We start from the raw sequence: 26193 nt of genomic DNA on the forward strand, positions 1-26193 counted from the left end.
CAACTTCACGGACGCTCGCCATGACCCTCACAGAATTACGCTACATCGTGACCCTCGCCCAAGAGCAGCACTTTGGCCATGCGGCCGAGCGTTGCCATGTCAGCCAGCCGACGCTGTCGGTGGGTGTGAAAAAGCTGGAAGATGAACTCGGCGTGCTGATTTTCGAGCGCAGCAAGAGCGCCGTGCGCCTGACGCCGGTGGGCGAAGGCATCGTGGCCCAGGCGCAGAAAGTGCTTGAGCAGGCCCAGGGCATCCGCGAGCTGGCCCAGGCCGGCAAGAACCAGCTGACCGCTCCGTTGAAAGTCGGCGCCATCTACACCGTCGGCCCGTACCTGTTCCCGCACCTGATCCCACAACTGCACCGGGTCGCCCCGCAGATGCCGTTGTACATCGAAGAAAACTTCACCCATGTGCTGCGGGACAAGCTGCGCAACGGCGAGCTGGACGCGATCATCATCGCCCTGCCCTTCAACGAAGCCGACGTGCTGACCCTGCCGCTCTATGACGAGCCGTTCTACGTGTTGATGCCGGCCCAGCATCCCTGGACTCAGAAAAAGACCATCGACGCCGGCCTGCTCAACGACAAGAGCCTGCTGCTGCTCGGCGAGGGTCACTGTTTCCGCGACCAGGTGCTCGAAGCCTGCCCGACCCTGACCAAGGGCAGCGAAGGCGCCAAGCACACCACGGTGGAATCCAGCTCCCTGGAAACCATCCGTCACATGGTCGCGTCGGGTCTGGGTATTTCGATCCTGCCGCTGTCGGCGGTGGACAGCCACCACTACGCCCCCGGGGTGATCGAAGTCCGCCCGATGACGGCGCCCGTGCCGTTCCGCACCGTTGCCATTGCCTGGCGCGCCAGCTTCCCGCGGCCCAAGGCCATCGAGATCCTCGCTGACTCGATCCGCCTGTGTTCCGTGGCCAAGCCGCCTTCGGCCAAGTAACCCTCGACCATGACTGAGCTGTCCAAAGTACCGGTCACGACCCTCAAGGGTGTCGGTGAAGCCATGGCCGAGAAATTGGCCAAGGTCGGTCTGGAAAACCTCCAGGACGTGTTGTTCCACCTGCCGCTGCGTTACCAGGACCGCACCCGCGTGGTGCCCATTGGTCATTTGCGGCCGGGGCAGGATGCAGTGATCGAAGGCACCGTCAGTGGCGCCGACGTGGTCATGGGCCGCCGTCGCAGCCTGGTGGTGCGCCTGCAGGACGGCACCGGCGGGCTCAGCCTGCGCTTCTATCACTTCAGCAATGCGCAGAAGGAAGGCCTCAAGCGGGGCACCCGCGTGCGTTGCTATGGCGAGGCGCGGCCCGGTGCGTCGGGGCTGGAGATCTATCACCCGGAATACCGCGCCATCACCGGCGACGAACCGCCGCCGGTGGACGAAACCCTGACCCCGGTCTACCCGCTCACCGAAGGCCTGACCCAACAGCGCCTGCGCCAGCTCTGCCAGCAGACCCTGACCCTGCTGGGCCCCAGCAGCCTGCCCGACTGGCTGCCCAAGGAACTGGCCCGGGACTATCAACTGGCGCCACTGGCCGACGCGATCCGTTACCTGCATCACCCGCCAGCCGATGCCGATGTCGAGGAACTGGCCCTCGGGCACCACTGGGCCCAGCACCGGCTGGCCTTCGAAGAGCTGCTGACCCACCAACTGTCGCAACAACGCCTGCGCGAAAGCCTGCGTTCGCTGCGCGCCCCGGCGATGCCCAAGGCTCGGGACTTGCCAGCGCGCTACCTGGCCAACCTGGGCTTCACGCCAACCGGAGCCCAGCAACGGGTCGGCAACGAAATCGCCTACGACCTGAGCCAACCCGAGCCAATGCTGCGGCTGATCCAGGGCGACGTGGGCGCCGGCAAGACCGTGGTCGCCGCCCTCGCCGCGCTCCAGGCCCTGGAGGCCGGTTACCAGGTGGCGCTGATGGCGCCCACCGAGATTCTGGCGGAACAGCATTTCATTACCTTCCAGCGCTGGCTCGAACCCTTGGGCATCGAAGTCGCCTGGCTGGCCGGCAAGCTCAAGGGCAAGAACCGCACCGCCGCCCTGGCGCAGATCGCCGAAGGCGCACCGATGGTGGTGGGCACCCATGCGCTGTTCCAGGACGAAGTGCAGTTCAAGAACCTGGCCCTGGTGATCATCGACGAACAGCACCGTTTCGGCGTGCAGCAACGCTTGGCCCTGCGCCAGAAAGGCGTGGGCGGGCGCATGTGCCCGCATCAGTTGATCATGACCGCCACGCCGATTCCGCGGACCCTGGCCATGAGCGCCTACGCCGACCTCGACACCTCGATCCTCGACGAACTGCCACCCGGGCGCACCCCGGTCAACACCGTGCTGGTCACCGACACCCGGCGGGTCGAGGTGATCGAACGGGTGCGCAGCGCCTGTGCCGAGGGGCGGCAAGCCTACTGGGTCTGTACGTTGATCGAGGAATCCGAAGAGCTGACCTGTCAGGCCGCCGAAACCACATACGAAGACCTCACCGCCGCCCTCGGTGAGTTGAAAGTCGGGCTGATCCACGGCCGCATGAAACCCGCCGAAAAAGCCGCCGTCATGGCCGAGTTCAAGGCCGGTGCCCTGCAATTGCTGGTCGCTACCACGGTGATCGAAGTCGGTGTGGACGTGCCCAACGCCAGCCTGATGATTATCGAAAACCCCGAGCGCCTGGGCCTCGCGCAACTGCACCAGCTTCGTGGCCGGGTGGGCCGGGGCAGCGCCGCCAGCCATTGCGTGCTGCTCTATCACCCGCCACTGTCGCAGATCGGCCGCCAGCGCCTGGGCATCATGCGTGAAACCAACGACGGCTTCGTCATTGCCGAAAAAGACCTCGAATTGCGCGGCCCCGGTGAAATGCTCGGCACGCGCCAGACCGGTCTGCTTCAATTCAAGGTAGCCGACCTGATGCGCGACGCCGATCTGCTCCCTGCAGTACGCGACGCCGCCCAGGCTCTGCTGGAACGCTGGCCCGACCATGTCAGCCCACTGCTGGACCGCTGGCTGCGCCACGGGCAGCAATACGGCCAAGTGTGAGCACGCTCGCAGTTTCCGGGCGCATCTGCCACGGCAAGCTGGTTATACTGCTCGACTTGTAGGAAAACGGATACAGACCATGACTGAAGCTGCCCTCGTCCCCGAAATTCCGCACGCTCCGTCAGTGATTCGGCAGTTGCTCGAGAAATTAGGCATCGGCTTTGACGAAGTAATCGAACGACCGAGCCTGAACCCCGCCCGCAAGGTGCAGGCGGTTCTGCTACACGATGCCGTCGGCGCACTCATGGTGCTGTTTCCACAAAGCCAGCTGCTGGACCTCAACCGCCTGGCCGAACTCACCGGTCGTAAACTCACGGCGGTACCGACCGAACGCCTGGAGCGCATGCTCGGCAAACATAGCCTGAGCCTGCTGCCCGGCCTGCCGGCACTGACCAGCTCGCCGTGCCTGTACGAAGAGAGCCTGCTGCGCGAACCGAAGCTGCTGATCCATTCGGGCGAGCCGGGGGTGCTGCTGGAAGTCACCAGCGAAGCCTTCAAGAGCATGCTCACCAAGTCCAGCGCCGCGACATTCGGCGAGCCCGTGAGCAATATCACCCCCAACCTGGATCGCCCGCACGACGACCGCGCGGAAATCACCCAGGCTGTACAGGCCTTTACCGCGCGCCGGATCCAGCAACGGCTGGAAGAAACCATCGAGATCCCGCCACTGGCGGAAACCGCGCAAAAAATCATCAAGCTGCGGGTCGACCCCGACGCCACCATCGATGACATCACCGGTGTCGTCGAAACCGACCCGGCCCTGGCCGCGCAGGTGGTGAGCTGGGCCGCGTCGCCGTACTACGCCTCGCCGGGCAAGATCCGCTCGGTGGAAGACGCCATCGTCCGGGTGCTGGGTTTCGACCTGGTGATCAACCTGGCGCTGGGCCTGGCCCTGGGCAAGACCCTGAGCCTGCCCAAGGACCACCCGCAACACGCCACGCCGTACTGGCACCAGTCGATCTACACCGCCGCCGTCATCGAAGGCCTGACCCGCGCCATGCCCCGCGCCCAGCGCCCGGAAGGCGGCCTGACGTACCTGTCCGGCCTGCTGCACAATTTCGGCTACTTGCTGCTGGCCCACGTGTTCCCACCACACTTCTCGTTGATCTGCCGCCACCTGGAGGTCAACCCGCACCTGTGCCACAGCTACGTGGAACAGCACCTGCTGGGCATCAGCCGCGAACAGATCGGCGCCTGGCTGATGCGTTACTGGGACATGCCCGACGAGCTGGCCACCGCCCTGCGCTTCCAGCACGACCCGCACTACGACGGCGACTATGCCGCCTACCCGAACCTGGTCTGCCTGGCCGTGCGCCTGCTGCGGGCCCGTAGCGTCGGCTCAGGCCCGGACGAAGAGATTCCCGATGCACTGCTCGAACGTGTGGGCTTGACGCGGGAGAAGGCTAACGACGTGGTCAGCAAAGTGCTGGAAGCTGAAGTGTTGTTGCGGGAGTTGGCTTCGCAGTTCCATAGCTGAAGAGCACACCGGATCACTGCGTCACCGAGCCTTTGTGGCGAGGGGATTTATCCCCGCTGGGCTGCGTAGCAGCCCTAAAATCTGTATGCCGGGTGTGTCAGGCTGATTGCATCCAACCTTGTTGGGGCTGCTTTGCAGCCCAACGGGGATAAATCCCCTCGCCACAAAAGCAGTCACTAGGCTTTCGTCTTCCTCGGCTTCAGATACCGCATCAGCCCCTGAAACCAGATCACCAGCGCCGGGCTGCCCTTGATCTGGATCGACTTGTCCTGAATCCCGTTCATGAACGCCAGCTGCTTGTTCTTGGCCTGCATGGTGGCGAAGCCATAGGCGGCGTCCTTGAAGGCGATGGCGAAGGCCGGGGTGGGGTAAGTGCCAGAGTGGCTGGTGATGCGCTGATTTTTCACGGTGAAATGCCGGGCGACCTTGCCGTCCAGGGTTTGCAGCTGGAACACCAGCTCCTTGTCGCCCAACTGCTGCTGGAACGCTGGATTGGTCCGGCTGGCCTTGCCCATCAAGAACCCCAGCATCCACAGCAGAAAACGAAATTTCATGGGCACAGCCTCGTCAGAAAAGATGAATGGCTGGCAGTTTAGCGATTCTTCGGCACAACGCCATCATCGAATCACGTTGGCGAGAGATGAATAGCTTTTCATGAAAGATGACTGCTAAGTCACGGCATAGCGCCGAAAGATCTCTTTTTCGATCCATTCTGTCCAAGGCGCCTGGCTGAATGCGTTAGCCAGCCTGAGCGAGGGACTTGCTCCCTCACCGCGAACCGGTCCGGCTCCCGGGGCCGGAACGTTGAACAGATCGAAAGTGGGCGGCCGGCTCATTGAACAAAAATGCAGACCGGCACCGTACAAGCCCCTTTCTGGCCCGTCACGGTGATGTATTTGATAGGGGTAGGGCTGTTATCCGGGAGCAGGATATTGATAGGAACCTCAGGATAACTTTCGCTGTTATAACTCTGCGTAGGCTCGACTTTCTGAGACAGACCTTTCTGGCTGACCACGATGGAGACCTTACTTCTATTCCAGACCTGCGCCGTGGTGGTGGCTACAGCAGCTGCGCCCGAAGCCGGAACGGCCGCTTCAGGCACCGCGCCCTGGGTGGCGGGCTCGGGGGTTGGCACGATGGCTGTCGCCGTCTCGGCGTTCGTGGACTGCATGGAAAACGCTAGAAACAAGGCTGCAACGTGGATCGAATGCTTGATGGCCATTTTTTCCGTGTGTCCTTGTAAAGTGCCAATGTGCGAAACCAGCGCCCTTTCCTGCAAATACGCTTCTTTTGACGCATGACTGTCATTCAACAATCAATGCAGATGGGTGTCACCTGTAGTAACTGACAGGTCGCCATCTCTGGTTTTCGCGAAAGATGCCTAAAAGATCGCAGCCCCCGGCAGCTCCTACATCGGTTTCTGTAGGAGCTGCCGGAGGCTGCGATCTTTTGATTTCTTGTCCCTGCCAACCCCTCGGATATTTCCTTCAAAACGTCGGGCTGTTCATGAACTAGGCAGGGCGCTGGTGCGCCGCTAACCTTTGTTCGTCATCGCAAAAAACGGTGACACGGACGTGCAAGTCCGGTTTGGTACGCAATTGGTTATGGCTATTGACCGAGCATTTTTTTATGCTCGCGTCCGTTATGGCGATTGTGCGTGGGAGGCCTTCGGGTCTGCCGGCGGTACCGGACCGGTCTTGCACACCTACGCACAGTTGCCACCTCTTCGAATGCAAGCGAAAGGATGGCAACTCCAACTCTGGTACATAAATATGGTCAAGCCGTCACCTAACCCGCCGCAAAGCGGCCACAAATCCCGCGTCGAAACCCTCGAAGCCAAAAAACACGAAGACGCCGCCACCCGCGCCCTCGACTACTACCTCAACCCCCCACCCTCCCCGCCTGAAGCCGACAAGCACCAGCTCTTCATCGTCGCCCCCCACATCGACACCGAAACGCTGCTGGCCAATGCCTCCGAAGACCTGCAATCGATCAGCACCATCGCCGCCGACCTGGCCGATGACGTCGACAACTCACGCCGTTGCATTGCCCTGGCGATCAGTCGCATGGCCGATGGGGTTCAGTTGTTGGTGGAACGGGCGCTGGATCGTCTGGAAGCGCAGGAGACGGCGGCGGGGTAATCTCGGCAGGACTGGCGCCATCGCGAGCAAGCTTTGCTCCCACAGGTTCAACTCCACAGCCGAAAGTGACAGGTCGGCTATAAGGCCGCCTTGCTTTTGCTTTGCTTTGCTTTTGATCTTCAGGCCCCATTAACCACGACGGCCGAACGCAGGCATTGCGTAGTGGGCAACCCGGCATGGATGCCGGGTTAGCCGCGCTGGGCCATGGATGGCCCTTCGCGGCGGGCCCACGGAGCAATGCCGGAGTGAGGGCATGCCGAGCCTAGGCGAGGTGCCGAGTGGTGGGGCCAAGCCTTTTTTGCTTACTTTTTTTGGCGTCTGAAAAAAAGTGAGCCGCCGTAAGGGCGGAACCCTAAGTGGCCGTTACCGCAGCAATGGATATGTACTCGACGCAAGACCGCCATCGCGAGCAGGCTCGCTCCCACAAGGGAATCGGGGGATAACGCAAATTTTGCGGCCAACACAAAACAACTGTGGGAGCGAGCCCGCTCGCGATGACGGGGGACCAGTCGACATTGAAGCCAACTGAACCGACGCCATCGCGAGCAGGCTCGCTCCCACAGGGTTTATGCAGTGATCAAATGATCAGCAGCAATCACTCAATCAAACATTCGGGCAAGGAACCGGTGCCCAGTCGCCCAGGTCCGGGTTTTTGCACATGCTGTTGACTTGAGTATTGCCAGCGCTGGCGACCTGCTTGCTTTCATCCTGCTTGGCCTTGGCGGTCTGCAGGGTTTTCTCGGTGGTGACCGCTTCTTTCGGCACGGTTGGCAGCACAGGCTTTTTCGCCGGTTTCACGGCTTTCTTGGTCTTGGTGGTCGGCACTACGACTGGGGTGGTTTCGGCGGTTGCCACGGTGACCACGTCAGTGCGCTGTACGCCCACTTGCTGCAGGTCTTTCTCGTAGGCCTGGGTGTAGTTGTTCAGGTCTTCGGAGGCTTTGCCGTTGACCGCGACGATCAGGTCGTTGGACTCTTTCAGGCCGGCGACGATTTCCGCCAGGCGCTTGCGGCCTTCGGTGTCGTTGACGGTCTTGGCCTTGCGGTCGGCGACCAGTTTGGTGAACGCGCTCTGGTAGCACTGCTGCGAAGCCTTGGCGTAGGCGGTGCTGCGGTCGATGTCGCCCACACGCTTGTTGACGTCGGCGGCGTAGGAGGCGATGCGCTGGTTGTCATCGGCGATCTGCTTCTGGCGCTCGTTGTAGTAACCCACTGCACCACCGGCCAGGGCGCCGCCCGCGGCACCGATGGCGGCGTTGCGGCCACGGTCTTCCTTGTCGGCGGTCAGGGCACCCAGCAGCGCACCACCGACGGCACCGACGGCGGCACCGGTGACGACCGACTGGGTCATGTTGCCTTCGGTGGCGCGCAGGTGCTGCACGGGCTCGTAGCAGTTAGGGTAGTACTCGACCTTGGTGCTCGACGCGACCTTGGATGTCGGCGACGTCGCGCAACCGGTCAGTACGGTGCTGAAACCGACAGCGACCATCAGCAAGTGACGCTTGGAAACCGAAGCAAAAGGTTTACGGGAGAAAAGCATAGTTGTGTTCTCTTTTAAGTTTTGACCAACCCAGCACGGCCGACGCCGCCTGGGTTCCCTCCAAGCTTGCTAACACTGAGCGCTCAAGACCGCAGGGCGCTCGTTGCCAGCAATTCCTTCAATATCGCCGCCGGGTCGGCTCGTTTTTGTTGACGATAATCCCCGACATGACGAACGAATAAGGTCGCGCGCGCCACCAGGCTCTTGCCCAGCACCGGCTTGCGCTCCATCTCCTCCTTGATGCGTTGAAACTGCGCCTGGATCACGGCATCGGTGTAGCGCGTGCCGGTCGCCAGGTTGTCGATATAGATCGCCACCGCGCCATCCAGCGCGCTGCGGCCGTTGTCGATGGCCGTGGCAAACAGTTGCGCGCTGGCATCGTCCTTGGCGTCCACCGCCGTCTGGTAACTGCGTTGCAGATTGGTCAGGCGGATGTTGTAGTTGTTGACGGTCTCGGCCACCAGGGCCGCCGACTGGATCAGGTTGCCGGCCGCTTCCTCGCGCTGCTGGGCGATGAGCGAGACGTTGCGCTTGAGCTCTTCGTTGACCAGTCCCAGTTCGGCTTGCAGGCGCGGGTCGACGCTGGCGGCGATGATGCTGTCCAGGCGTTTGGTCGGATCCTGGGCGTCGTCGATGGCATCGGTCAGGGACGCGAGGCGGCCTTCTTTCTGCCATTGGGCTAACAGTTCCTTGTAGCGTGAACGTGGTGCCGACAACGCGCCGACGGCCACCCGGAAGCCGGTGGTTTCGTTGCTCTGCTCGGTGCCGTCGGCAGCGAACAAGGGGTATTCGCGACGCATGCCGGTGAACAGCGTGCCCTCGCCTTCCAGGTAGTTACCGCCCTTGACCACGAAACCACCGTAGGCGCCCTGACGTCGTCCGGAATGCACCAGCTGGAAGGATTCCTGAACCATCTCGGCCGCGTTGCCGATCACGTCGAACAAGCCAACGGGGTTTGGCAACTTGGTGCCGATAGGCATCAGTCGTGCGGCCTGGCCCGTGCCGCCGGCCACTTGGTTGAACACCGCCCAATCGGCCAAGGGCCCGTCGCTTTCACTGCCCTCCAGGCGCCGTGGGAACAGGCGCCCTTCCAGGTCCTGGCGGCTGACGGCCTGTCCGCCACGGGCGGCGAATTCCCACTCGACTTCGGTGGGCAGGCGCACGAAGCCCAGCCCGCCGTCTTCGGCGGAGGTGCCGCGACCGCTCACCGGCAGCAGGTCCTTGTGGTATTTCATCAGCCAGGCGCTGTACACCGCCGAGAAACGCTCAGCCTCGAACTTCGACAGTTTCACCTTGGGCAAGCGCCCGGCCATGCCCTGGGGCAGCTCGGCTTGCAAGGCTTCGCAAGCCGGTGCGGGTTCGCCGCTGGCCAGGGACTGCGCCTGGGCCATGACCTGGGCGTACTGACGCGCCGTAACTTCGTATTTGCCGATGAAATACAGCATCGGCTTGAGCGGCGTCTGTGCGTCGGTCTTGGGCATCAACGGCGTGATGGTCTTGTTCCAGTCCTTGGGCAGGTCCTTGAGGGTGAACTGGCCGTTGATGAAGTCGCGTCGATAGCCGGAAATGAACGACTGTTGATAACCGGCCTCGCCCTCGCTGAACGGGTAGCCCAGGCTGATCTCGCGGTCGTCCAGGGTGCCCTGGGCGAGGATGTAGACGTAGCGGAACACCATCTGTCCGTCACACGGCAGCGGCAGGCTGACGTCATCGGGTAACGGCTTGGGATTGTCCAGCTTGTCGCTGCCTTCATCGGCGCTTGCCAGGTTGCTCAGAGCGGCCAGACTGGCCAGGCTCAGCGCCACGGCGGCGCCCAATAACTTATACATCGCGAATTCCTTCAGAAGCCTGGATGCGTGCCACCCGCCAGCCGCCACAGGCCGCCGCCACGGCGCTGACGCCGAGCACGGCCACCAGGGCCAGGGTGTAGTGACGCAGCAGCAGATGGCTGGCGTACTCACCTGGCATCTGCGCAAATAAATGATTCAGCCCCGACTGCGCCAAGCCGTACAGCCCGACGCTCAGCACAGCTGCAAGGCCGGCGCTGTACAGCGCCTGCAACACCACGAACAGCAACAGCGCGGCGGTGGACACCCCCAGCAGGCGCAGCACCGACAGCTCCCGCCGCTTGCGTTCGACCGCTGCCAGCGCCCCGGCAAAAATCGCCGCGAACGCCCCCGCCAACGCCAGCCCGGCGATGATCCAGAACACGATCGACAGGTTGCGGCTCAACGATTGCACTTGTGCGATGGTCTGGGTCTGAGTCGACACCAACAGATTCTGCGCCGCGAAATACTGCCGCAGCGGCTCCACATCGCCGAGGCTGCGGGCGTACAAGCGAAACGCCGGATAGACACGCTGCCCGGCCACCCCCACCGCCTCGCCCGGCCAGCCGAACGCGGGCACGGCACGCCCGTCGCGGTAATCCTCAGCCGCTTCCAGCAAGGCCAGCGGCGCGAACAACCCATCACGGGAGAAGGCTTCCAGCGGCAACACGTACAGCACCCGGACCCGGGTCCGCTGCGCCTCACTGCGACCGGCCACCTGCCGACCGAAACTGGCCTGCAACCAATCGCCGGCCTTGACGCCGAGCTTTTCGGCAGCGGTCTGGCTGAGCACGACCTCGTCCAGTCCTTGGGGCAACGGCAGATGTTCGAGCAGCGGGTCGTTGGCGGCGGTGGGGATCATCTCGACGGTGACGGCCGCCGTCGCGTTGTTCAGGTCCGCCGTTGCGGCGATCTGCCGGGTGCGCGGAAGGGCGAATGACACATCGCTGCGCTGGCCCAACTGCTCGATGAACTCGGCGCTGAAGCGACCACCACCCAGAGGAATGATTTCCCGGGTGGCCGGGTCGCTCTGCAGGCGCTCGGTCAGGCTGCTGACCAGACCGAATTTCAGCCCGAACAGCACCAGCAGAGGCGCCACCACCGCCACCAAGGCCAGCACCGAGCAGGCCGACAGCCAGGCGTCGTTGCGATAGTCTTGCCAGGCCAGGGAAGCCACCAGCGCGCTGCGCATCAGCAAGCCTCCCCAAGGGTGGCGGTGACACCGCCGTTGACGTCGCGGCGGCAACTGATGCGCCGCACCTGCAAGCCGCTGGCGCGGGCCAGGGCTTCATCGTGGGTGGCAACCACGCAGCACACACCGCTGTCGCGGGCCTGGGTCACCAGCAACTGCATGACCCGCTCGGCGTTCAACGGGTCGAGGGCCGCCGTCGGCTCATCCGCCAGCAGCAGCCGTGGCCCGTGGGCCAGGGCCCGGGCACAACTGACCCGCTGGCGCTGGCCGACGGACAGGTCCGCCGGTTTCTTGTCCAATTGATCGGCAATATCCAGTTGCCCGGCCAGGCGCGTCACGCTGCCGTCATCCTTCAAGCCCAGCAGTTTGCGCGACAACTCGATGTTGCCACGCACCGTCAGGAACCCGAGTAAACCGCCGGTTTGCAGCACATAGCCCAGGTGCCGACTGCGCAGCTGCGCCAGCTCACTTTGCTCGGCGCCGCGCCACAGCCGGGCGATGTCCAGCGTGGTATTGGAAGGGGCAAAGTCGAACTGCCCGGCCTGATCCGGTGCAAGCACCAACGCCAGCATATCCAGCAAGGTGCTCTTGCCGCAGCCGCTGGGGCCGACCAGCGCCAATTGCTCACCGGCACGCAGTTGCAGCCGTGGAATCACCAGGCTGTAGCGTTGGCTGCCGGTGCCCCGGCTTTTGTGCACTGCGCTCAGGCTCAGCATCATGGCAAGGTCGACAATGGAACACGGTACAGGGCATCGCCCGGCTCGGCGTCGCCGAAGCGCACCCAGTTGGCGAGGTCGTTGTGGAAGGTTTCGTAGAGGCGGATTTTCGAGTCCAGCTCGTCGATGAAGTCTTCCTGCTCGGCCACGCTCAAGGACAGCCACAGGTCCTGGGTCATGTTCAGCGACTTGCTGCGGTACGGCAGCCCTTCCAGGTACTCGCCCAGGATGCCGCCGTCGGCCAGGTTGCCGCCCTTGCGCAAGGCGGAAGGGTCGCGGCTCATGTAGGCACTGGCGCTGGCGATTTCCTGGAAGAAATCCTTGGGCGAACTCTGGGTCTTGCGGGCCGCGTCGACGATCAGTTTCAGCGACTGTTGCAGGTCGTTGAGCTGCAGCTTGGTCAGCATCACGCAGACCTGGAACGCCGGCAGCGCCGGGTTGGTCAGGTCGCGGTCGGCGGTCCAGGCGCTGACCAGTTGCGGTGCCTGGCTGGCGGCCTTGTGGCCGAGGAAATCCATGTGCATGGCATAGCCGACCGCCGCCGATTTGTCGGCCAGGCTCGGCGCGGCGCCCAACTGCGGAACTGCCTGCTCCTTGTTGCTGCGTACCTGGTGCACCAGGTCGGCGAATACCGTGCCGATCTCGTCCACCCGCTCGCCCAGCTTGCGCACATCTGCGCCCGCGACGGGAATGTACAGGTCGCCGATCTGCGGGTTCGCATCGGCGGTCAGGGTGCGGTATTGGCTCTGGGCACCGGCGTGGGTTTTCTTGCCGGCGTCGCTGAGCAGGTGCAGGGCATAGATCTTGATCTGCTTGCCCAGGGCCGCCTGACGCACTTCGGCTTCGTTCATCTGCGTGGTGGAAAAGGGATCGTTCTTGCGCAAGGCACCGGCGTCGGTAACGAGCAGGATCAGGCGCCCACCATAACCGGACCAGTCCATGTTCTCGACCGCTTCCATGACCCCGGCAAACGCATCCTCGTTGAACGAATGGCTCGACACCGTTGACGCCTTGACCTGCCGTGCAAGGTCGAGGAAGCGTTGCGGGTCACGGCCCTGCTCCAGGGTGATCAGGGTCTTGGCGACGTATTCCAGGCCCGGGGTTTTCTTGGTGCTGTTGCGGAACCCCACCAAGCCGAAGCTGACGCTGTCCAGCTCGCCGCGCTCGGCGATGCGGGTCTGCAGCTCATGGACCACGTCGCGCACCTGATCGATGTAGGGCTGCATGGACACGGTGGTGTCCACCACCAGGACCACAGCCGTGCGGAACGCATCGGCATTGGCGGTCAGGATCGGCGTGTTGTTGGACGCTGCCCGAGGGGTGTTGCCAGGGTCGATGGAGGCCACGTTGAGCAACTGCACCGGCTGGCCATTCTCGTCAAAGCTCTCGCGAGAGTCGAAAATCGGCAACAGGTAGAACTGGTTCTGCGGCACGGCGCTGGCGGCCGGCTCCAGGGCCAGCACTTGCTGGTTATCCTCGCGGTTCTGCTGGGCCTTGAGCAGCACGTTCTTGGCGTTCGACGGGTTGGCCAGCAGCTTTTCCACTTCACCAGGCTGACGCAGGAACATCACCGGCGCCCGGCCGGAACGTTCGGTGAACTTGAGCACCAGGCTCTGTTTCCAGTCGCTGACCTGGGCAGCCGGCAACCAGCCGTCGCTGCGTCCGTCCGTGGCGGCGCCGACCCGCATCCACTCGCCGCCATTGACGTCCTTGCGCTGATACACGTACAGCACCGAGAACGCCGGCAGCTCCTTGCCCGGCGCGGCGCCCGGTTCGGCGGCAAGTTTCGCCCCCGGTTTGCTCAGCACTCGCTGGAACAGGGTTTTCTTGCCAGCCATCAACAACGGACGCTGGCCGCCATCGGCTTCCGTCGCCACGGGAGGATTGACCGGCGGGGCCACGGGCGGCTTGACCGGTGGCGCGTCGGGGCTCTTCACCGGAGGTGTCTCAGGCGCTTTGACCGGCGGCTTGCTGGACGAGGCCGTGGATGCCACGGACTGCTTGCTGGTTTTGCCGCTGTCACCGGACAACCACCAATACCCCGCGCCACCCAATGCCAACGCCACGGCCACCGCGACAGCGGCCAGGGCAAACACCGGGGTCTTGCGTGGCTGCGCAGCGGTAGGTCGCTGGGGCGGGCTGACCGGTGGCGCGGTTGGTTTCGGTTGTGGCGCCGGTTGTGATTGGGGCTGCGCAGGGCCGCTCGGGATGTCGATGGACATCGGCGTCAATCCCGCCAGGTCATCGCGACTCGATTGCGGCGGCATGGGCAGCGGCAATGGTCGGATCAGGGTCGCCTCAGCCGAATCCGCGGGCAGGTTATCCAGGGCCCGCAACAGCGCCGCCGCATCCGGGAAGCGTTCCGCCGGGTCCTTCGCCAACAGCTTGCGCAGCACGTCCTGGTAACGGCCGTGGTGCACCGGTAGCTCCGGCAGCGGTTCGGTCAGGTGGGCCAGGGCCGTGGACAGCGCATCGTTGCCGGTATACGGCAGCTTGCCGACAAGAATTTCGTAGAGCACCACCCCCAGGGCGTACAGGTCGGCGCGGCCGTCGATGTCCTGGCCACGGGCCTGTTCCGGGCTCATGTAGCTGGGCGTACCTACCGCGAAACCGGCCTGGGTGAATTGAGTGCGGTCGTCCAGGGACTTGGCGATGCCGAAGTCCGAGAGCACCGCCGTGCCATCGGCGCGGAACAGGATGTTCGCTGGCTTGACGTCACGGTGCACCAGGCCCAGCCCATGGGCGTAGCCCAGGGCCGAGGCGATCTGGCGAATGTAGATCAGGCCCTGCTCCGGCGACAGGCCAGCGGCGATGCGCTCCTTGAGCGTGCCGTTGGGCAGGTATTCCATCGCCATGTAATACAGCTCACCGACATTGCCGATGTCATGGATGGTGACGGTGTGCGGGTGCGACAGGCGCGCCAGAGTCTTGCCTTCGCGCAGGAAGCGCTCGCAGAACGTCGGGTCGGCAGCCAGGGCGGCCGCCATGACCTTGAGCGCCACCTTGCGCTCCAGGGAGCGCTGGGTCGCCAGGTACACGCTGGCCATCGCGCCTTCGCCAATCTCGCCGTCGATGTCGTAGCCGGGGATCTGGATATTCGAAACGGGGTTCATGACGGCACCTTCACAACCACCACGGTGATGTTGTCCGGGGCACCGCGCATCAGGCCCAGGGAGACCAGGCTGCTGGCGATTTCGCCCGGTTCGTCGTGGCTCAGCACTTCGCGGATTTCTTCATCTTCAACGGTCTTGGTCAGCCCGTCGCTGCACAGCAGGTAGCTGTCGCCCGGCACCAGCAACAGCTCGGTCATCGCCACGTTCAACTGCGCCTCGACACCGATGGCGCGGGTGACGATGTTGGCCCGTGGATGCACTCGGGCTTCGGCTTCGCTGAGCAGGCCGCTGTCCTGCAGGTCCTGGACGTAGCTGTGATCCCGGGAGATGCCTTCCAGCACGCCGTCGCGCAGGCGGTACAAGCGGCTGTCGCCGGCCCACAGGCACATGCCGCGCAGGTCACGGGTGGCGAGTACCACCACGGTGCTGCCCATCATGGTCACGCCACGGTTGGCGGTTTCTTCACGCACGGCGGCGTTGACCCGCTGCAGGTCGCTTTGCAGCGCCGCGACGTATTCGTCCAACGAACGGCCCACGGCAATGTTGCGCAGGCTGTCGACGATCAGGCTGCTGACGTAGTCGCCCGCCGCGTGCCCGCCCATGCCATCGGCGACCACCCACAGACCGTTTTCCGGCAGGTCCAGACACGCATCTTCGTTGACCTGACGGACCATGCCGACATGGCTTTTGCTTGCAGACTTGCAGGCTTTCCCAGCACTTGGACGCATCTACACAACACCTTCTTGGCCGAGCAAAAATTGCGCAAAGTCAGCGGCGGCCGGCAGGCCCTGGCAGCGCATCAAACCGGGCGCGATGCGCTCCGAACCCTGGCCCCACCACAGGCTCGCCCCTTCGCAGGCCGACTCGGCCAGGGCGCTCATGCGCCGCTGCGGGTCGGTGGCATCGAAGCGATGCAGGCTGGCAAACCGGCTGCTGGGCACCCGTGGCAGAAACATCGGACTGCCGAGGTTTTCCAGTTCCGCGCCGAAGGCTTCGAACGTGGCCTCTACGCTCAATGTGCTCAGCAACAGGTTCTCCACCCGCTCGAACCACCCGTCCGCACCGCCGACCACCGATGCCGGGTCCGCATCGGGCTCCAGCAACACCGCGACAGTCAGCGGAAAATAGCGCCCGACCCGGTCGATGCTCGGCATCACCACCCCAACCGCAGCGTCCGGCCCACACACGCCGGGGGCGACCATGAAGCGCCACAGCGGGCTGACCAGATAAGCATCCAGCCAACGCTCGCCGAGGCTGGTCTGGCTGGCAAGCAAACCCGCCGCCAACCACGAGTCCCACGGACCGATAAAGCTCTGGGGCAAGCCACGGCTGACAAAGTCCCCGCGGCTGGCCAACTTTCCATAGAAACCCGCTGTACTCATAGCCGCTCCGGCAGGCTGAAGCCGCTGAGCACGCGGCTCTTGAACGGGTTGAAGGCACTGTTGGCCCGCAGCTCGTAGGAAGCGCTGGCGTTATCGACCCGCAGCCGCAGGTTGAAGCGGTCCGGCGAGTTGCCGGCGGTCAGGTCCGACTGCTCCAGCAACCGGAACCAGGCCCATGGCCCGTCCAGGGTGATGCCGGAGCGCCCGCTGGAAGACGGCGGCATGACCGAGATCCGCACCACGCCAATGCTGCCCGGATTAGGCCACTGCATGGCAGTCGGGCGACTCGGCCCGTGGTCGTAGCTCAACTGCTGGCCGTCGAGATCGAGCAGGAACTGGGTGATGGTCGAGTCCATCGCCACCGGCTTGAGTTCGAAACGCACCATCGGCTGGGTGCCGCCGGAACGGAAGAACGCATCGCGAATGGCCGCCGCGCGCTGGAAGGTCTGCAGCACGCCAGGGGCGATGCCGAGCTTCTGCGCCGCGCCCGGCTGCCAACGCCAGGTCGGCGTGGAGGTGTCGACGTAGGGTTGCAGGTACTTGCGGAAGTAGTTGTCCATCACCCCGCCGACGCCGAAGAACTGGCCGAAGTCATCGAGGGTTGCGTCCCGCGCACTGCCTGGCGACATCGGATAGCGCCCGGCCAGGGACTGCCGGTAGATGTTCACCACTTCGCTGGTCCAGGCGGCGTTCAGTTGATTGCGCACCCCGCCCATCATGCTGTTGGTGGTGGAGTTGACCACTGACTTGACCAGCCCCTGCACCAACGGCGGCTGCCGTTCGGCGTTGAGGCTGACCCGGGTGGCGGCCGCCGCGGCCTGGTTCTTGGCCTCGCCGAGCAAGGCGTCGCCGCTGGCCCCGACCATGGCACTGACCTGAACATACAGCGCGTTCATGTCGGCCAGCAGGCCATCGATGGCGGCCGGTTCACCGTCGTTTTTGCTGACGATGCTGTTGAGCTCGGCAAAGTGCGCCGTGATCGGATCATCGCTGGCCTGCGGCGCGCTTTGCGTCGCCTGCTCCTGGCCGAGCAGATTGCCCAGACGTTCCTTGAGCTTGTCCACGCCGCCTTCCACTGGCGCGCCCTGGGCGGCCAGCAGGCGTTCGTCCTGTTGCAGGTCAGTTTCCTTCGCCACCGCCACCAACAGTTTTTTCAATGGCGAGGTCGGCCCGGAAATCACCCGCAGTACATCGGCGGCCTGGGCCACGCTGGTGATCGGCACGAAATCGATGTCGGCGAGCAAGGCGTCCCACTGGCGCTGATAGTCCTGGAAGTACAGCCGGCGCACATCGGCGGCCAGGCTGGCAACGTTCTGCTGATCGGCCTCTTCGTGCCCCAGCACCCATTGCTCTTCAGCCAGGGTGCCGGTCTGGCTCAGGCTGGTGAGCAAGAAGCCCTGGCGGTAACCCTTGACGGTGAAGAACCCGCTCAGCGGCTCGCCCAACGGCTTGCCGCTCTTGCGACTGAACACCAGCGCGGCGTCACGCCCGGCGGCTTCGTTGATGCGGAAGTCCGGGATGCCTTCGGGCAGCTTCTGCCGTTTGATCCGGTCGTAGACACGCTGGGCCACGGGCAGCTGTTGCAATTGGCGACGCAGGTCTTCGATCAGCCGTGGGTCCAGCCGTGCGGTAGGCGGATGACGTTCGAACAGCGCTTGCAAATGCTCGCTCAGGGCCACCCGCTGTTCGGCCGGCAAGTCACGGGGCAGGCTGCGATCCCAGTCCAGGGCGATCCAGGCCTTGATGAAGTCGGCGTCGTAATGCTCGTTGTCGGCGAGCATCAGGTAGGCCTTCAAGCCTTCGTAGAGGAAGTCCGAATTGCCGCCGCTGTGCAGTTGCTCTTCGATGCGCGTCAGCAGGCGCGGCGCGAACACCGCAATCAGCAACTTGCGATAGACGCTGCCGGACTCGGCTTCCAGCATGTCGCCCTGGTACAGGCCCAGGCCCTCGGCCCAGTCCGGCGCATCCCCCGCTAGGTGTTTCACGGCGTTGAGCAACGGCAGCACCGCGAGCACATCGCGCTGTGCCGGGCTGAGGTTCTGCACGGTCTGGCCCAGTGGCGCGACCTTCTGGTCGACCTGGGCGATGTACGCCTGGTTGGCGCGATAACTGACCCACCACAAACTGCCGACCACTAACACCACCACCACGGTGGAGGCCAGTACGCCCCGGGCGATCCATTTGCGCCGACGCTCGACCTTCGGATCGACGCCCACCAGCCCACGCTCGGCGAAGGCCACAGCGGTAAAGAGTTTTTCGATGAAGTAGCTGCGCCCGGTGCCGGTCTGGCGTGCCAGATGCTGGCGGTCCAGGTTCATGCTCTGGGCCATGGAACCGATCAGTCGGTCGATCGGGCTGCCTTCCTGGGTGCCGCTGGTGAAATACACACCGCGCAGCAGTACGCGCTCTTCGAAGGCGTTGGGCTTGAACACGCCTTCGAGGAAGCTTTGCAGGCAATCCTTCAACGCGCCGAACTGCTGCGGGAAACCGTAGATCAGATCACGCCGCGCCGGGTCGCGTTCCTGTTGCAGGCGTTCTACCAGACGATCGTTTAGGCGTTGCTCCAGACCGACGAATTCGCTTTGCAGGTGCGCCAGCGGACTGTCGTTGCTCTTGCCGTCGTCGAGGGCGAAGGTCATGCCCCAGACCTGGGCGCGCTCTTCCTTGCTCAGGGTGTCGAAATACTCCATGAACCCGGGCACCAGATCGAGCTTGGTCAGCATCAGGTAGACCGGGAAGCGCACGCCCAACTGGGTGTACAACTCCTGGATGCGCAGGCGAATCGCCGCGGCATGGGCGGCGCGCTCGGCGTCGCTGCCCAGCAGCAGGTCGGACAGGCTGATGGCGATGAACGCACCGTCAATCGGACGCCGGGCCCGCTGTTTTTTCAGCAGGCCCAGGAAGCCCAGCCAGGCGGCCTTGTCGATGGCCGCGTCGCTGTCCTGGGTGGTGTAGCGCCCGGCGGTGTCGAGTAGCACGGCTTGATCGGTGAACCACCAATCGCAATTACGGGTACCACCGACGCCACGCACCGCGCCAGCGCCCAACTGGGCAGCCAACGGGAAATGCAGCCCGGAGTTAACCAACGCGGTGGTCTTGCCCGAACCCGGCGGGCCAATGATCACGTACCACGGCAGCTCGTAGAGGTTACGGCGCTCGTCACCGCCCAGCTTGGCCTTTTTCAAGAGTGCCAGGGCTTCGTCCATGCGTTGGCGCAGGGTTTCGAGCTCTTCGGCGGTGGCGATGCTGGTGGGGTCGGGTGGCGTCTGCTCGGCCAGGCTGCGCATGACTTCGGCGGCCTGGCGACGGGCCTGGATGATGCGGAACACGCGGTAGGCGATCCACACCGCGAACACCAGGATGATCAATGCCCAGCGCCGGCCTTCGGGCACCAGCCAGTCCAGCAGCGGGCCGACGAACCAGATGATCAGGCTCAGGGCAATCAGCCCCAGCAACGGGATGACCCAGCGGATCATGAAACTGAAAAACGCCTTCACTCGACTCCCTCCGCCAATACGGTGATTTCAACCCGACGGTTGCGTGCACGCCCTTCCGTGGTGGCGTTGGACGCCAGTGGTTCGGTGTCGCTGCGGCCTTCGGCGCTGAAGCGCTCGGGCTGGCCGGTCTTGGCCGACAGAATCTGCAGCACCGACTGCGCCCGCGCTTCGGACAGCGCCCAGTTGGACGGGAAACGCAACGTGGCAATCGGACGGTTGTCGCTGTGGCCGGTCACCAGGACCTGGCCCTTGACCTTGCGCACCGCCTCGGCAATGCGCAGCATCAACGGCTCGAAATCGTCCTTGATGCTGGCGCTGCCCGAGGCGAACAGTTCGTCGCCACGGATGGTCACCACCGAACGGTCGACGGCGTCTTCCACAGCGATGCGGCCAGCCCTGATTTCATCGGCCAGGAAACCGGCCAGGCGGGGTCGCTCGATCACTTTCGGCTGCACCACGGGGCGGTCGATGGTCTGCACCGGGATCTCGCCGAGGAAATGAATGTTCTTGAACACCGGTTCGGCATCGGAGGCGAGTTTCATGCGCAGGCCGAACAACAGCGCCAGCAGCAAGGCCGCGCCGATGGCCACGGCGATCCACGGCGGCATGAATTGCGCCAGGCGGTCGCGGGCCACGGTGACGCCGCGCCAGTGTGGCGACAACTCGCGTTCGTAGTCGCCACGGGCACTGCGGATCACCGCACTGGTGCGTTCGCGCAACGCTTCGAGTTGGCTGCGACCGTCGTTCATCACCCGGTAACGCCCCTCGAAACCGAGGCACATGCACAGGTACAACAGCTCCAGCAGGTACAAGCGTTCCCGTGGACTTTGCAGGCAATGCTCCAGCAGCTGGAACACCTTCTCGCCACCCCAGGCTTCGTTGTGCACGGTGATCAACAGGCTCTGCTTGCCCCAATCGCTGGTGCCGCCCCACGGCGTGCTCAACACCGCTTCATCCAACGCAGTGCACAGGGCGTAGCGGGCCAGCAGCACGTCGTTGCGCACCACGCCGGCAGCCTCGGCGCGTTCCTCGAACTGGCGCAGGTACGCCAGCAGTTGTGCGCGCAGGCTGGCCGGTGCCGGATGCGCAATGGTATTGCGCAAGCGCGTCAGCAGGGCCAGCAGCGGGCCGGCGGCGCTTTCCAGCGGATTGAGGCCCTGGGCCTTGCCAGTCAGGACCGGCGCGGCCGGCATCGACAGCGGCGCGGGTGCTGGCTGCGGGCGTCCGGCATCCGGGCGGAACGGATCCGCGCCACGGCCACCGGGCGTTGGCATGAACTGGGTACGATCGTCGTTGCTCATCGCGAATTATCCTCGGATCGCCCAGAACGCCAGGTTCAGCCCTGGGAACTGACCAGCGATGTGGAACGCAAAGCCGCCGGAGTTGCCCAGCTGTTTCCAGTGGTCGCTGCCCCGGTCGAGTTCGTAATAGGTGGAGCCGGCGTGATACGGAAGCTGACGTGGCGCCACCGGCAGCGGCAACAGGCCGATGCCCGGCAGTTGCAGGTTGACCAGGTCACGGATGTGCTCCACCGAACCAACCTTGCTCTGCTGGCCGAAGCGGCTGCGCAGGGTTTCGGCGGGAACGTCGGCGCGCACCACCAGGATGAAACTGGCGCTGTCGAGCAACGTCTTGTCGGCCAACATCGCCACGTGGATGCCATAGGCTTTTTCCACAATCGGAATCGGTGTGGCCTTGCTGTCGATCAACATCGACAAGGCCTCACGCAACGCCTGCATCACCGGCGTGAAGCTCAGCACCAGGTCATCATGCTGGTAGGGCGGGTATTCCTGCGGTCGTCGCCCGGAGGCGGTGAAGGTCGAGAACTCTCCGGCCAATGCCACCAGCTCGCTGTAGAACCGCTCGGGGTGCAACGGGCTCAACTGGCTCAGGTGCTGGACCAGCGGTTGGGCGCGGTTGACCAGTTGCAGCAGCATGAAGTCGGCGATCTCCGAAGCGCCACCGGCACCGGACGCCACGACCCGCCCGGCGAGGGCTTCGCCGCGTTGATGGAGCAGGCCCAGCAGTTCGCTGCGAAACGCCGCCAGGGGCTTGGAGGCGACCACATCCAGCAGCGGCGGGATGTAGGTGTCGTCGAGCACCAAGGCACGGTCGGCGCGCTTCTCCTTGATGCGCACCACGCCAACGGCGGCGTAGTCGCCAATGCCGTCCTGGGCGGTCAACAAACGCAAGGCCCGGGAGCCCACGGCCACCGGCGCACGGTTTTCGAACGGTGCGTTGTCGTCGCGTACTTCACACACCTGGCTGACGTAACGCGCGGCCCCCAGCACTTCTCCTTCATCCACGGTGTCACGGGTACCGGCGCGCTTGAGCGGCAGGGCCAGGTACACCAGGCAGTCGCGCAGGCTGTCGTCGATGTTCAGCGGGGTCGGCGCCACGTCATCCTGGGGAATGTTGAAGGGCGTACCGTCCGGCAACAGGCCACGCGCCGAGATGATCGCCAACTTGCCCTGGGCCAGCAGGCCCTGGTCGATCAGCAATTCGGAAAAGCCCCAGGCGCCGGCCGACAAGGGCCGGCTGCGTGCGTCGATGAGGTTTTCCAGGTAACGGTCGTGCTGTTGGAAGTGCTGCGTTCCGATGAACATGCCTTCCGACCAGACCACGCGATTGTTCCAGGACATGGGGGCTCCGATTGCTTATTGGGCAGGGCTGGATGGGGGAACGACGACGTCGCTGCGCACGGCGCGTACATCGAGGCTGATCTGGTATTCGGTGTAGGCGCGCGGGGGCACATTCAACACCGTGCGCCACAGCGACTGATCCAGTTCGCGGTAGCCCACCAGGATGCCGATATAGCGGGTCGACGGGTCGAGGTCGCGTTGCAGGCTCAATTGCTGGTCGGGATGGATCAGCACTTCGTCCTGATCGATCAGATCGGCGCCCAGCGTCGCCTGGGCCCGTTCGGCCAGGGCGAAATAATCGGAACGGCCGAAGGTCGCCGCATTTTTCAATTCGAAAATCCGCACCCGCACCGGGGCCGGCTGGCCAGTGGCACCGGGGTTGAGACCGTTGATGGCGTGGAAGTGCAGCTCGACGGCGGCGGTATCGGCCTCAGCCTCTTCGGGCTGGGGTTTGGCCGCATCCTTGGCGCACGCCGTCAACAGAAGCGCGGTGGCAACTGCGAGTAAAAACCTGGGAATCATCCTGCGTCCTCAATGACGTTTGAGCTATCCGTTGTTTATCTTGTGAAGGATTATGGACAGCGACGCTCAACGGCGTCGCTGTCGGGTACTGTGTTCTTCGTAGGCACGACTGAATTCACGACCGAACAGGTCCTGGAAATCCTCCTGGGCTTCCCGGGAAATATTGCTGTAGAGCTCGGTAAATTGCTGCCAATACTGGGCCTGCCGCGAGCCGCTGAAAATCCCCGTCAGCCCGCCAGGCTTGCCCATGCGTTCTTCCAGTTGCGCCGGCTCGAAGCGCGCCAGCAAATGTTTGATCGCCGCTTCCACACCGGCCATTACCGCCAGTTGGTGCGCCCGCAGGTCATCGAAGCTGTCCCGCACGGCCGCGTCCGGTGCCATGAACGCCTGGTTGCCATGGCGCAACAGCAGCAACAGGGCTTCATCGACGTTGGGGGCGAATTTCAACGGGTTGTTTTCCACCGGCTGGATCATCGTCTGCTGGATGCGGAACTCGCCCTTGAGACTGCTGCGAGCGCGCAAGACGTCGATCAAGCCTTCGACCATCAACCGATAACTGCGCCCGATGCTTTCCATCTGCGCCTCGGCCTGGGCCTTGTCCAGGCGCAGCTGGTCCAGGCCGGCACCGCGCAGGAAGGCTTGCAGCAGGTCGGGTTGGGCGGCGTCGACCGGAACGGTCGGCGTGACCGGCATGACTGGAGCGACTGGCGCGACTGGAGGTTCGACCCGAGCCACTGGTGGCTCGGGCAACGGCGCAGGTTCGGTCGGTATGCGGATATCCGCCAGATTGAACTCGGCGACACTCGTCTCAGGCGCGAAGATGTCCGGCAGCGGGATCGCAGGCTCGGGCATCTGGGGCACGGCTATCGAGACCGGCTCGACCACCGGCAATTGCGCGACCGGCGGCGGGGCAACGGACACCGGTGCCGGCTTGTCGCTGAACAGGTCCCAATCTTCCGGGATCACCGAGGCGGGACTCATTGCCACAGGCTCGACCACGGGCGGCGGGCTGGGACGAGGCATCGGCGTTGGTGGACGGAAATCATGCTGCTGGGCCGGCACATGATCGGGCTGGGTGGCCGGCGGCACGCTGGGCGGCGCAAGGAAATCGAACAGGTCCGGCATTGTGTCCATGGCAGAGACGCCCTGGAACTGCGCCGGCGGAACCATGGGGATCGGCGCGGGAGTATTCACTGGCGCGGCCGCCTGGCGGCCCATCAAGGCTTCGAAGCTGCTGGACGACTCGGCAAAGGGGTTGCTGTCGGTGGCCGGCAGACTGAAGTCGACCCGCGCCTGGATTTCATAATCACCGATGCGGATGATTTCGCCATCCTGCAGGGGTTCACTGTTGCCTTTGCGCAGGCGAACACCGGCCTTGACCAGCTCCACGCCATTGGTGCTGTTATCGGTTAAATAATATCGGCCGTCTTTGTATTGAATAACGCAATGTTTACCGGACACCAAACGTTCCGGGTCCGGCAATACCCAATCATTATCGGAACTACGGCCAATTGCCATCACTCCCTGATCCATGGACTTTTCAGAACACTGACCGGGGGTAATCTTGTGATAACTAGTGATAGTCAAACACAGCGGCATCTCGCCTCCTTGCCAAATACTTTTCACACGTCTGCGCGCGCGGGTGAGCTAGGGAAACATTCGCCTGGTGACTCACCGGAAAACCTTGCAAACAACCGCGAAACGGCTTTTTGCCAGCATGATGGCTGATATTAACCGGCCTGCATGACAAAAAACCGCTCTCAGAACCTTCCTCGACCTGCCAGTCGCGCGGGTTGTTAAGCGCCTCACAACTGTAACAGAGTGGAAATAGCTTACCTTGACAAGCGATAAGTACTACACCAAAAATGCACAACTCCTTGAATATAAATGATGGCACTTTAAGATCATCACGCATCTAAGGGGCCATTACCGTTAAGGGAGATGCGAAGTTCCACCCGGAACTTGCATGTGAACTGCCCGACTTCATTGTTCCTCGGGCGATAGGGAGATCGATCCAAGTGGATGTGCCTTTGTTGCTCGCCGCCGTTTCCGCGAACTCGCCTTGTGGCGAAGACCTGGAATATGACGCGGATTTCCTGCGCCTGGAACGTGATTCCCAAGGTCAACCCGAGCGCAGCATGGGCGACTCGATATTGCCCGCCGAGCCCCCCGAGTGGCGCAGCATCCAGCAACAGAGCCTGGACCTGCTGCAACGCAGCAAAGACCTGCGCATCACCCATTTCCTGTTGCAGAGCTCCCTGGCCCTCGAAGGTCTTCCAGGCCTGGCCCGCGTCTTGACGCTGATCAGCGAATTACTCAAGCAATACTGGGCCGACCTGCACCCGCGCCTGGATGCCGATGACGACAACGATCCCACCGTGCGCATCAACGCCCTCGCCGGCCTGACGTCCGATGTCACCATCCGCCTGCTGCGCGAGAGCATCCTGGCCCGTTCGCGCGCCTTCGGCCCGGTCACCCTGCGCGCCGCCGCCAACGCCAGCGGCCTGCAAAGTTTCGCGGACGAAAGCCTCGGTGCCGAACAACTGGCCGGCGCGTTGCGCGACAGCGACCCCGAACAGCTGGAAACCACCCGCGCGGCGCTGCTGGAAGCTCGCGCCGCTGCCGAAGCCATCGAGCAGGAGGTCAGCGATCAGGTCGGTTCCGCCCAAGGTGTGGACCTCGGCCCGCTGAAGCAGCCACTGAAGATGGCCTTGCAGATTCTCGGGCAGTTCGCGCCGCAGAGCGGCGACAGCACCCTCTCTGACGCCGTCGCCGACGACAGCGCCGCACCGAGCGAATACACCAGCGCGCCGAGCATGCCGCGCAACACCGGCACGAGCACGGTCAGCGGTGAAATCAACAACCGCGACGACGTGCTGCGCAGCCTGGACCGGATTCTCGCTTACTACACCCGTCACGAGCCCTCCAGCCCCCTGCCGGTGCTGTTGAATCGGGCCAAGAATCTGGTGCACGCCGACTTCGCGGCCATCGTGCGCAACTTGATTCCCGACGGCATAAGCCAATTTGAAAACCTGCGCGGCCCGGACAGCGAATAACAGCGAGCGGATCACGCAGTCACGTCACCGGCCCCACCGGATGACGCCAACACCGTCGCTCAAG

Annotated in this window: 19 protein-coding genes; 5 read left to right on the top strand and 14 right to left on the bottom strand. The window is 63.8% G+C overall.

Annotated features, from left to right (window positions below; genetic code table 11):
• Positions 1-20: 20 nt before the first annotated feature.
• The 3 genes from ACODTO_RS04860 (at position 21) to ACODTO_RS04870 (ending at position 4503) form a co-directional block, all read left to right on the top strand.
• Entirely contained in the window at positions 21-941 is a 921-nt protein-coding gene (locus tag ACODTO_RS04860) for a hydrogen peroxide-inducible genes activator (RefSeq protein ID WP_041024076.1), read from the top strand.
• Between the two features lie 9 nt (positions 942-950).
• Positions 951-3026, top strand: a complete 2076-nt coding sequence (gene recG, locus ACODTO_RS04865) for an ATP-dependent DNA helicase RecG (RefSeq protein WP_175364170.1) — start codon at positions 951-953, stop codon at positions 3024-3026.
• 79 nt (positions 3027-3105) lie between these two features.
• Positions 3106-4503 (top strand): aminoacyl-tRNA deacylase and HDOD domain-containing protein, encoded by a 1398-nt coding sequence (locus tag ACODTO_RS04870; protein ID WP_139641188.1) that lies wholly within the window; start codon positions 3106-3108, stop codon positions 4501-4503.
• 176 nt (positions 4504-4679) lie between these two features.
• Here the strand turns inward: ACODTO_RS04870 and ACODTO_RS04875 are convergent, their stop codons facing one another.
• A complete protein-coding gene (locus tag ACODTO_RS04875) occupies positions 4680-5057 on the bottom strand; it encodes a helicase (RefSeq protein ID WP_464709961.1) in 378 nt (125 codons plus the stop codon).
• 278 nt (positions 5058-5335) lie between these two features.
• Positions 5336-5815, bottom strand: coding sequence for a hypothetical protein (locus ACODTO_RS04880; RefSeq protein WP_464709962.1), 480 nt, complete (start codon positions 5813-5815; stop codon positions 5336-5338).
• Between the two features lie 460 nt (positions 5816-6275).
• Between ACODTO_RS04880 and ACODTO_RS04885 the strand changes: the two genes are divergently transcribed.
• The gene (locus ACODTO_RS04885; RefSeq protein WP_489106039.1) at positions 6276-6644 is read left to right on the top strand and encodes a DUF6124 family protein; all 369 of its coding nucleotides are present in this window, start codon (positions 6276-6278) and stop codon (positions 6642-6644) included.
• 603 nt (positions 6645-7247) lie between these two features.
• Here ACODTO_RS04885 and tagQ read toward each other — a convergent pair.
• The 12 genes from tagQ to tagH form a co-directional block, all read right to left on the bottom strand.
• The gene (tagQ, locus tag ACODTO_RS04890) at positions 7248-8183 is read right to left on the bottom strand and encodes a type VI secretion system-associated lipoprotein TagQ (RefSeq protein ID WP_489106040.1); all 936 of its coding nucleotides are present in this window, start codon (positions 8181-8183) and stop codon (positions 7248-7250) included.
• 83 nt (positions 8184-8266) lie between these two features.
• Complete coding sequence (locus ACODTO_RS04895; protein ID WP_489106041.1) at positions 8267-10012, bottom strand: formylglycine-generating enzyme family protein; 1746 nt, start codon at positions 10010-10012, stop codon at positions 8267-8269.
• Entirely contained in the window at positions 10005-11201 is a 1197-nt protein-coding gene (locus ACODTO_RS04900) for an ABC transporter permease (RefSeq protein ID WP_489106042.1), read from the bottom strand. Before ACODTO_RS04900 ends, ACODTO_RS04895 begins: the two co-directional genes overlap by 8 nt.
• Complete coding sequence (locus ACODTO_RS04905) at positions 11201-11917, bottom strand: ABC transporter ATP-binding protein (RefSeq protein ID WP_489106058.1); 717 nt, start codon at positions 11915-11917, stop codon at positions 11201-11203. Before ACODTO_RS04905 ends, ACODTO_RS04900 begins: the two co-directional genes overlap by 1 nt.
• Positions 11917-15030, bottom strand: a complete 3114-nt coding sequence (locus tag ACODTO_RS04910) for a serine/threonine-protein kinase (protein WP_489106043.1) — start codon at positions 15028-15030, stop codon at positions 11917-11919. Before ACODTO_RS04910 ends, ACODTO_RS04905 begins: the two co-directional genes overlap by 1 nt.
• The gene (locus ACODTO_RS04915) at positions 15027-15758 is read right to left on the bottom strand and encodes a PP2C family protein-serine/threonine phosphatase (protein WP_139641203.1); all 732 of its coding nucleotides are present in this window, start codon (positions 15756-15758) and stop codon (positions 15027-15029) included. Before ACODTO_RS04915 ends, ACODTO_RS04910 begins: the two co-directional genes overlap by 4 nt.
• Positions 15759-16412 carry a type VI secretion system-associated protein TagF gene (tagF, locus tag ACODTO_RS04920; RefSeq protein WP_139641205.1) on the bottom strand — a complete coding sequence of 218 codons (654 nt, stop codon included), beginning with the start codon at positions 16410-16412 and terminating at the stop codon, positions 15759-15761.
• On the bottom strand, positions 16409-19909 hold the full coding sequence (tssM, locus tag ACODTO_RS04925; protein ID WP_464709966.1) for a type VI secretion system membrane subunit TssM: 3501 nt from the start codon (positions 19907-19909) through the stop codon (positions 16409-16411). The genes tagF and tssM overlap by 4 nt, the downstream gene beginning before the upstream one ends.
• Positions 19906-21210 carry a DotU family type VI secretion system protein gene (locus ACODTO_RS04930; RefSeq protein ID WP_175364129.1) on the bottom strand — a complete coding sequence of 435 codons (1305 nt, stop codon included), beginning with the start codon at positions 21208-21210 and terminating at the stop codon, positions 19906-19908. The genes tssM and ACODTO_RS04930 overlap by 4 nt, the downstream gene beginning before the upstream one ends.
• Positions 21211-21216: 6 nt before the next feature.
• Positions 21217-22551 carry a type VI secretion system baseplate subunit TssK gene (gene tssK, locus ACODTO_RS04935; protein ID WP_489106044.1) on the bottom strand — a complete coding sequence of 445 codons (1335 nt, stop codon included), beginning with the start codon at positions 22549-22551 and terminating at the stop codon, positions 21217-21219.
• A gap of 15 nt (positions 22552-22566) precedes the next feature.
• Positions 22567-23073: a type VI secretion system lipoprotein TssJ gene (gene tssJ, locus ACODTO_RS04940; protein ID WP_139641214.1), complete on the bottom strand. Its 507-nt coding sequence runs from the start codon at positions 23071-23073 to the stop codon at positions 22567-22569.
• 66 nt (positions 23074-23139) lie between these two features.
• Positions 23140-24672 carry a type VI secretion system-associated FHA domain protein TagH gene (tagH, locus tag ACODTO_RS04945; protein WP_175386918.1) on the bottom strand — a complete coding sequence of 511 codons (1533 nt, stop codon included), beginning with the start codon at positions 24670-24672 and terminating at the stop codon, positions 23140-23142.
• Between the two features lie 419 nt (positions 24673-25091).
• Here tagH and tssA point away from each other — a divergent pair, with 419 nt between their 5' ends.
• Positions 25092-26129, top strand: a complete 1038-nt coding sequence (gene tssA / locus ACODTO_RS04950) for a type VI secretion system protein TssA (RefSeq protein ID WP_175386917.1) — start codon at positions 25092-25094, stop codon at positions 26127-26129.
• Positions 26130-26193 lie beyond the last annotated feature (64 nt).

The sequence above is a fragment of the Pseudomonas sp. FG13 genome, from assembly GCF_057809755.1.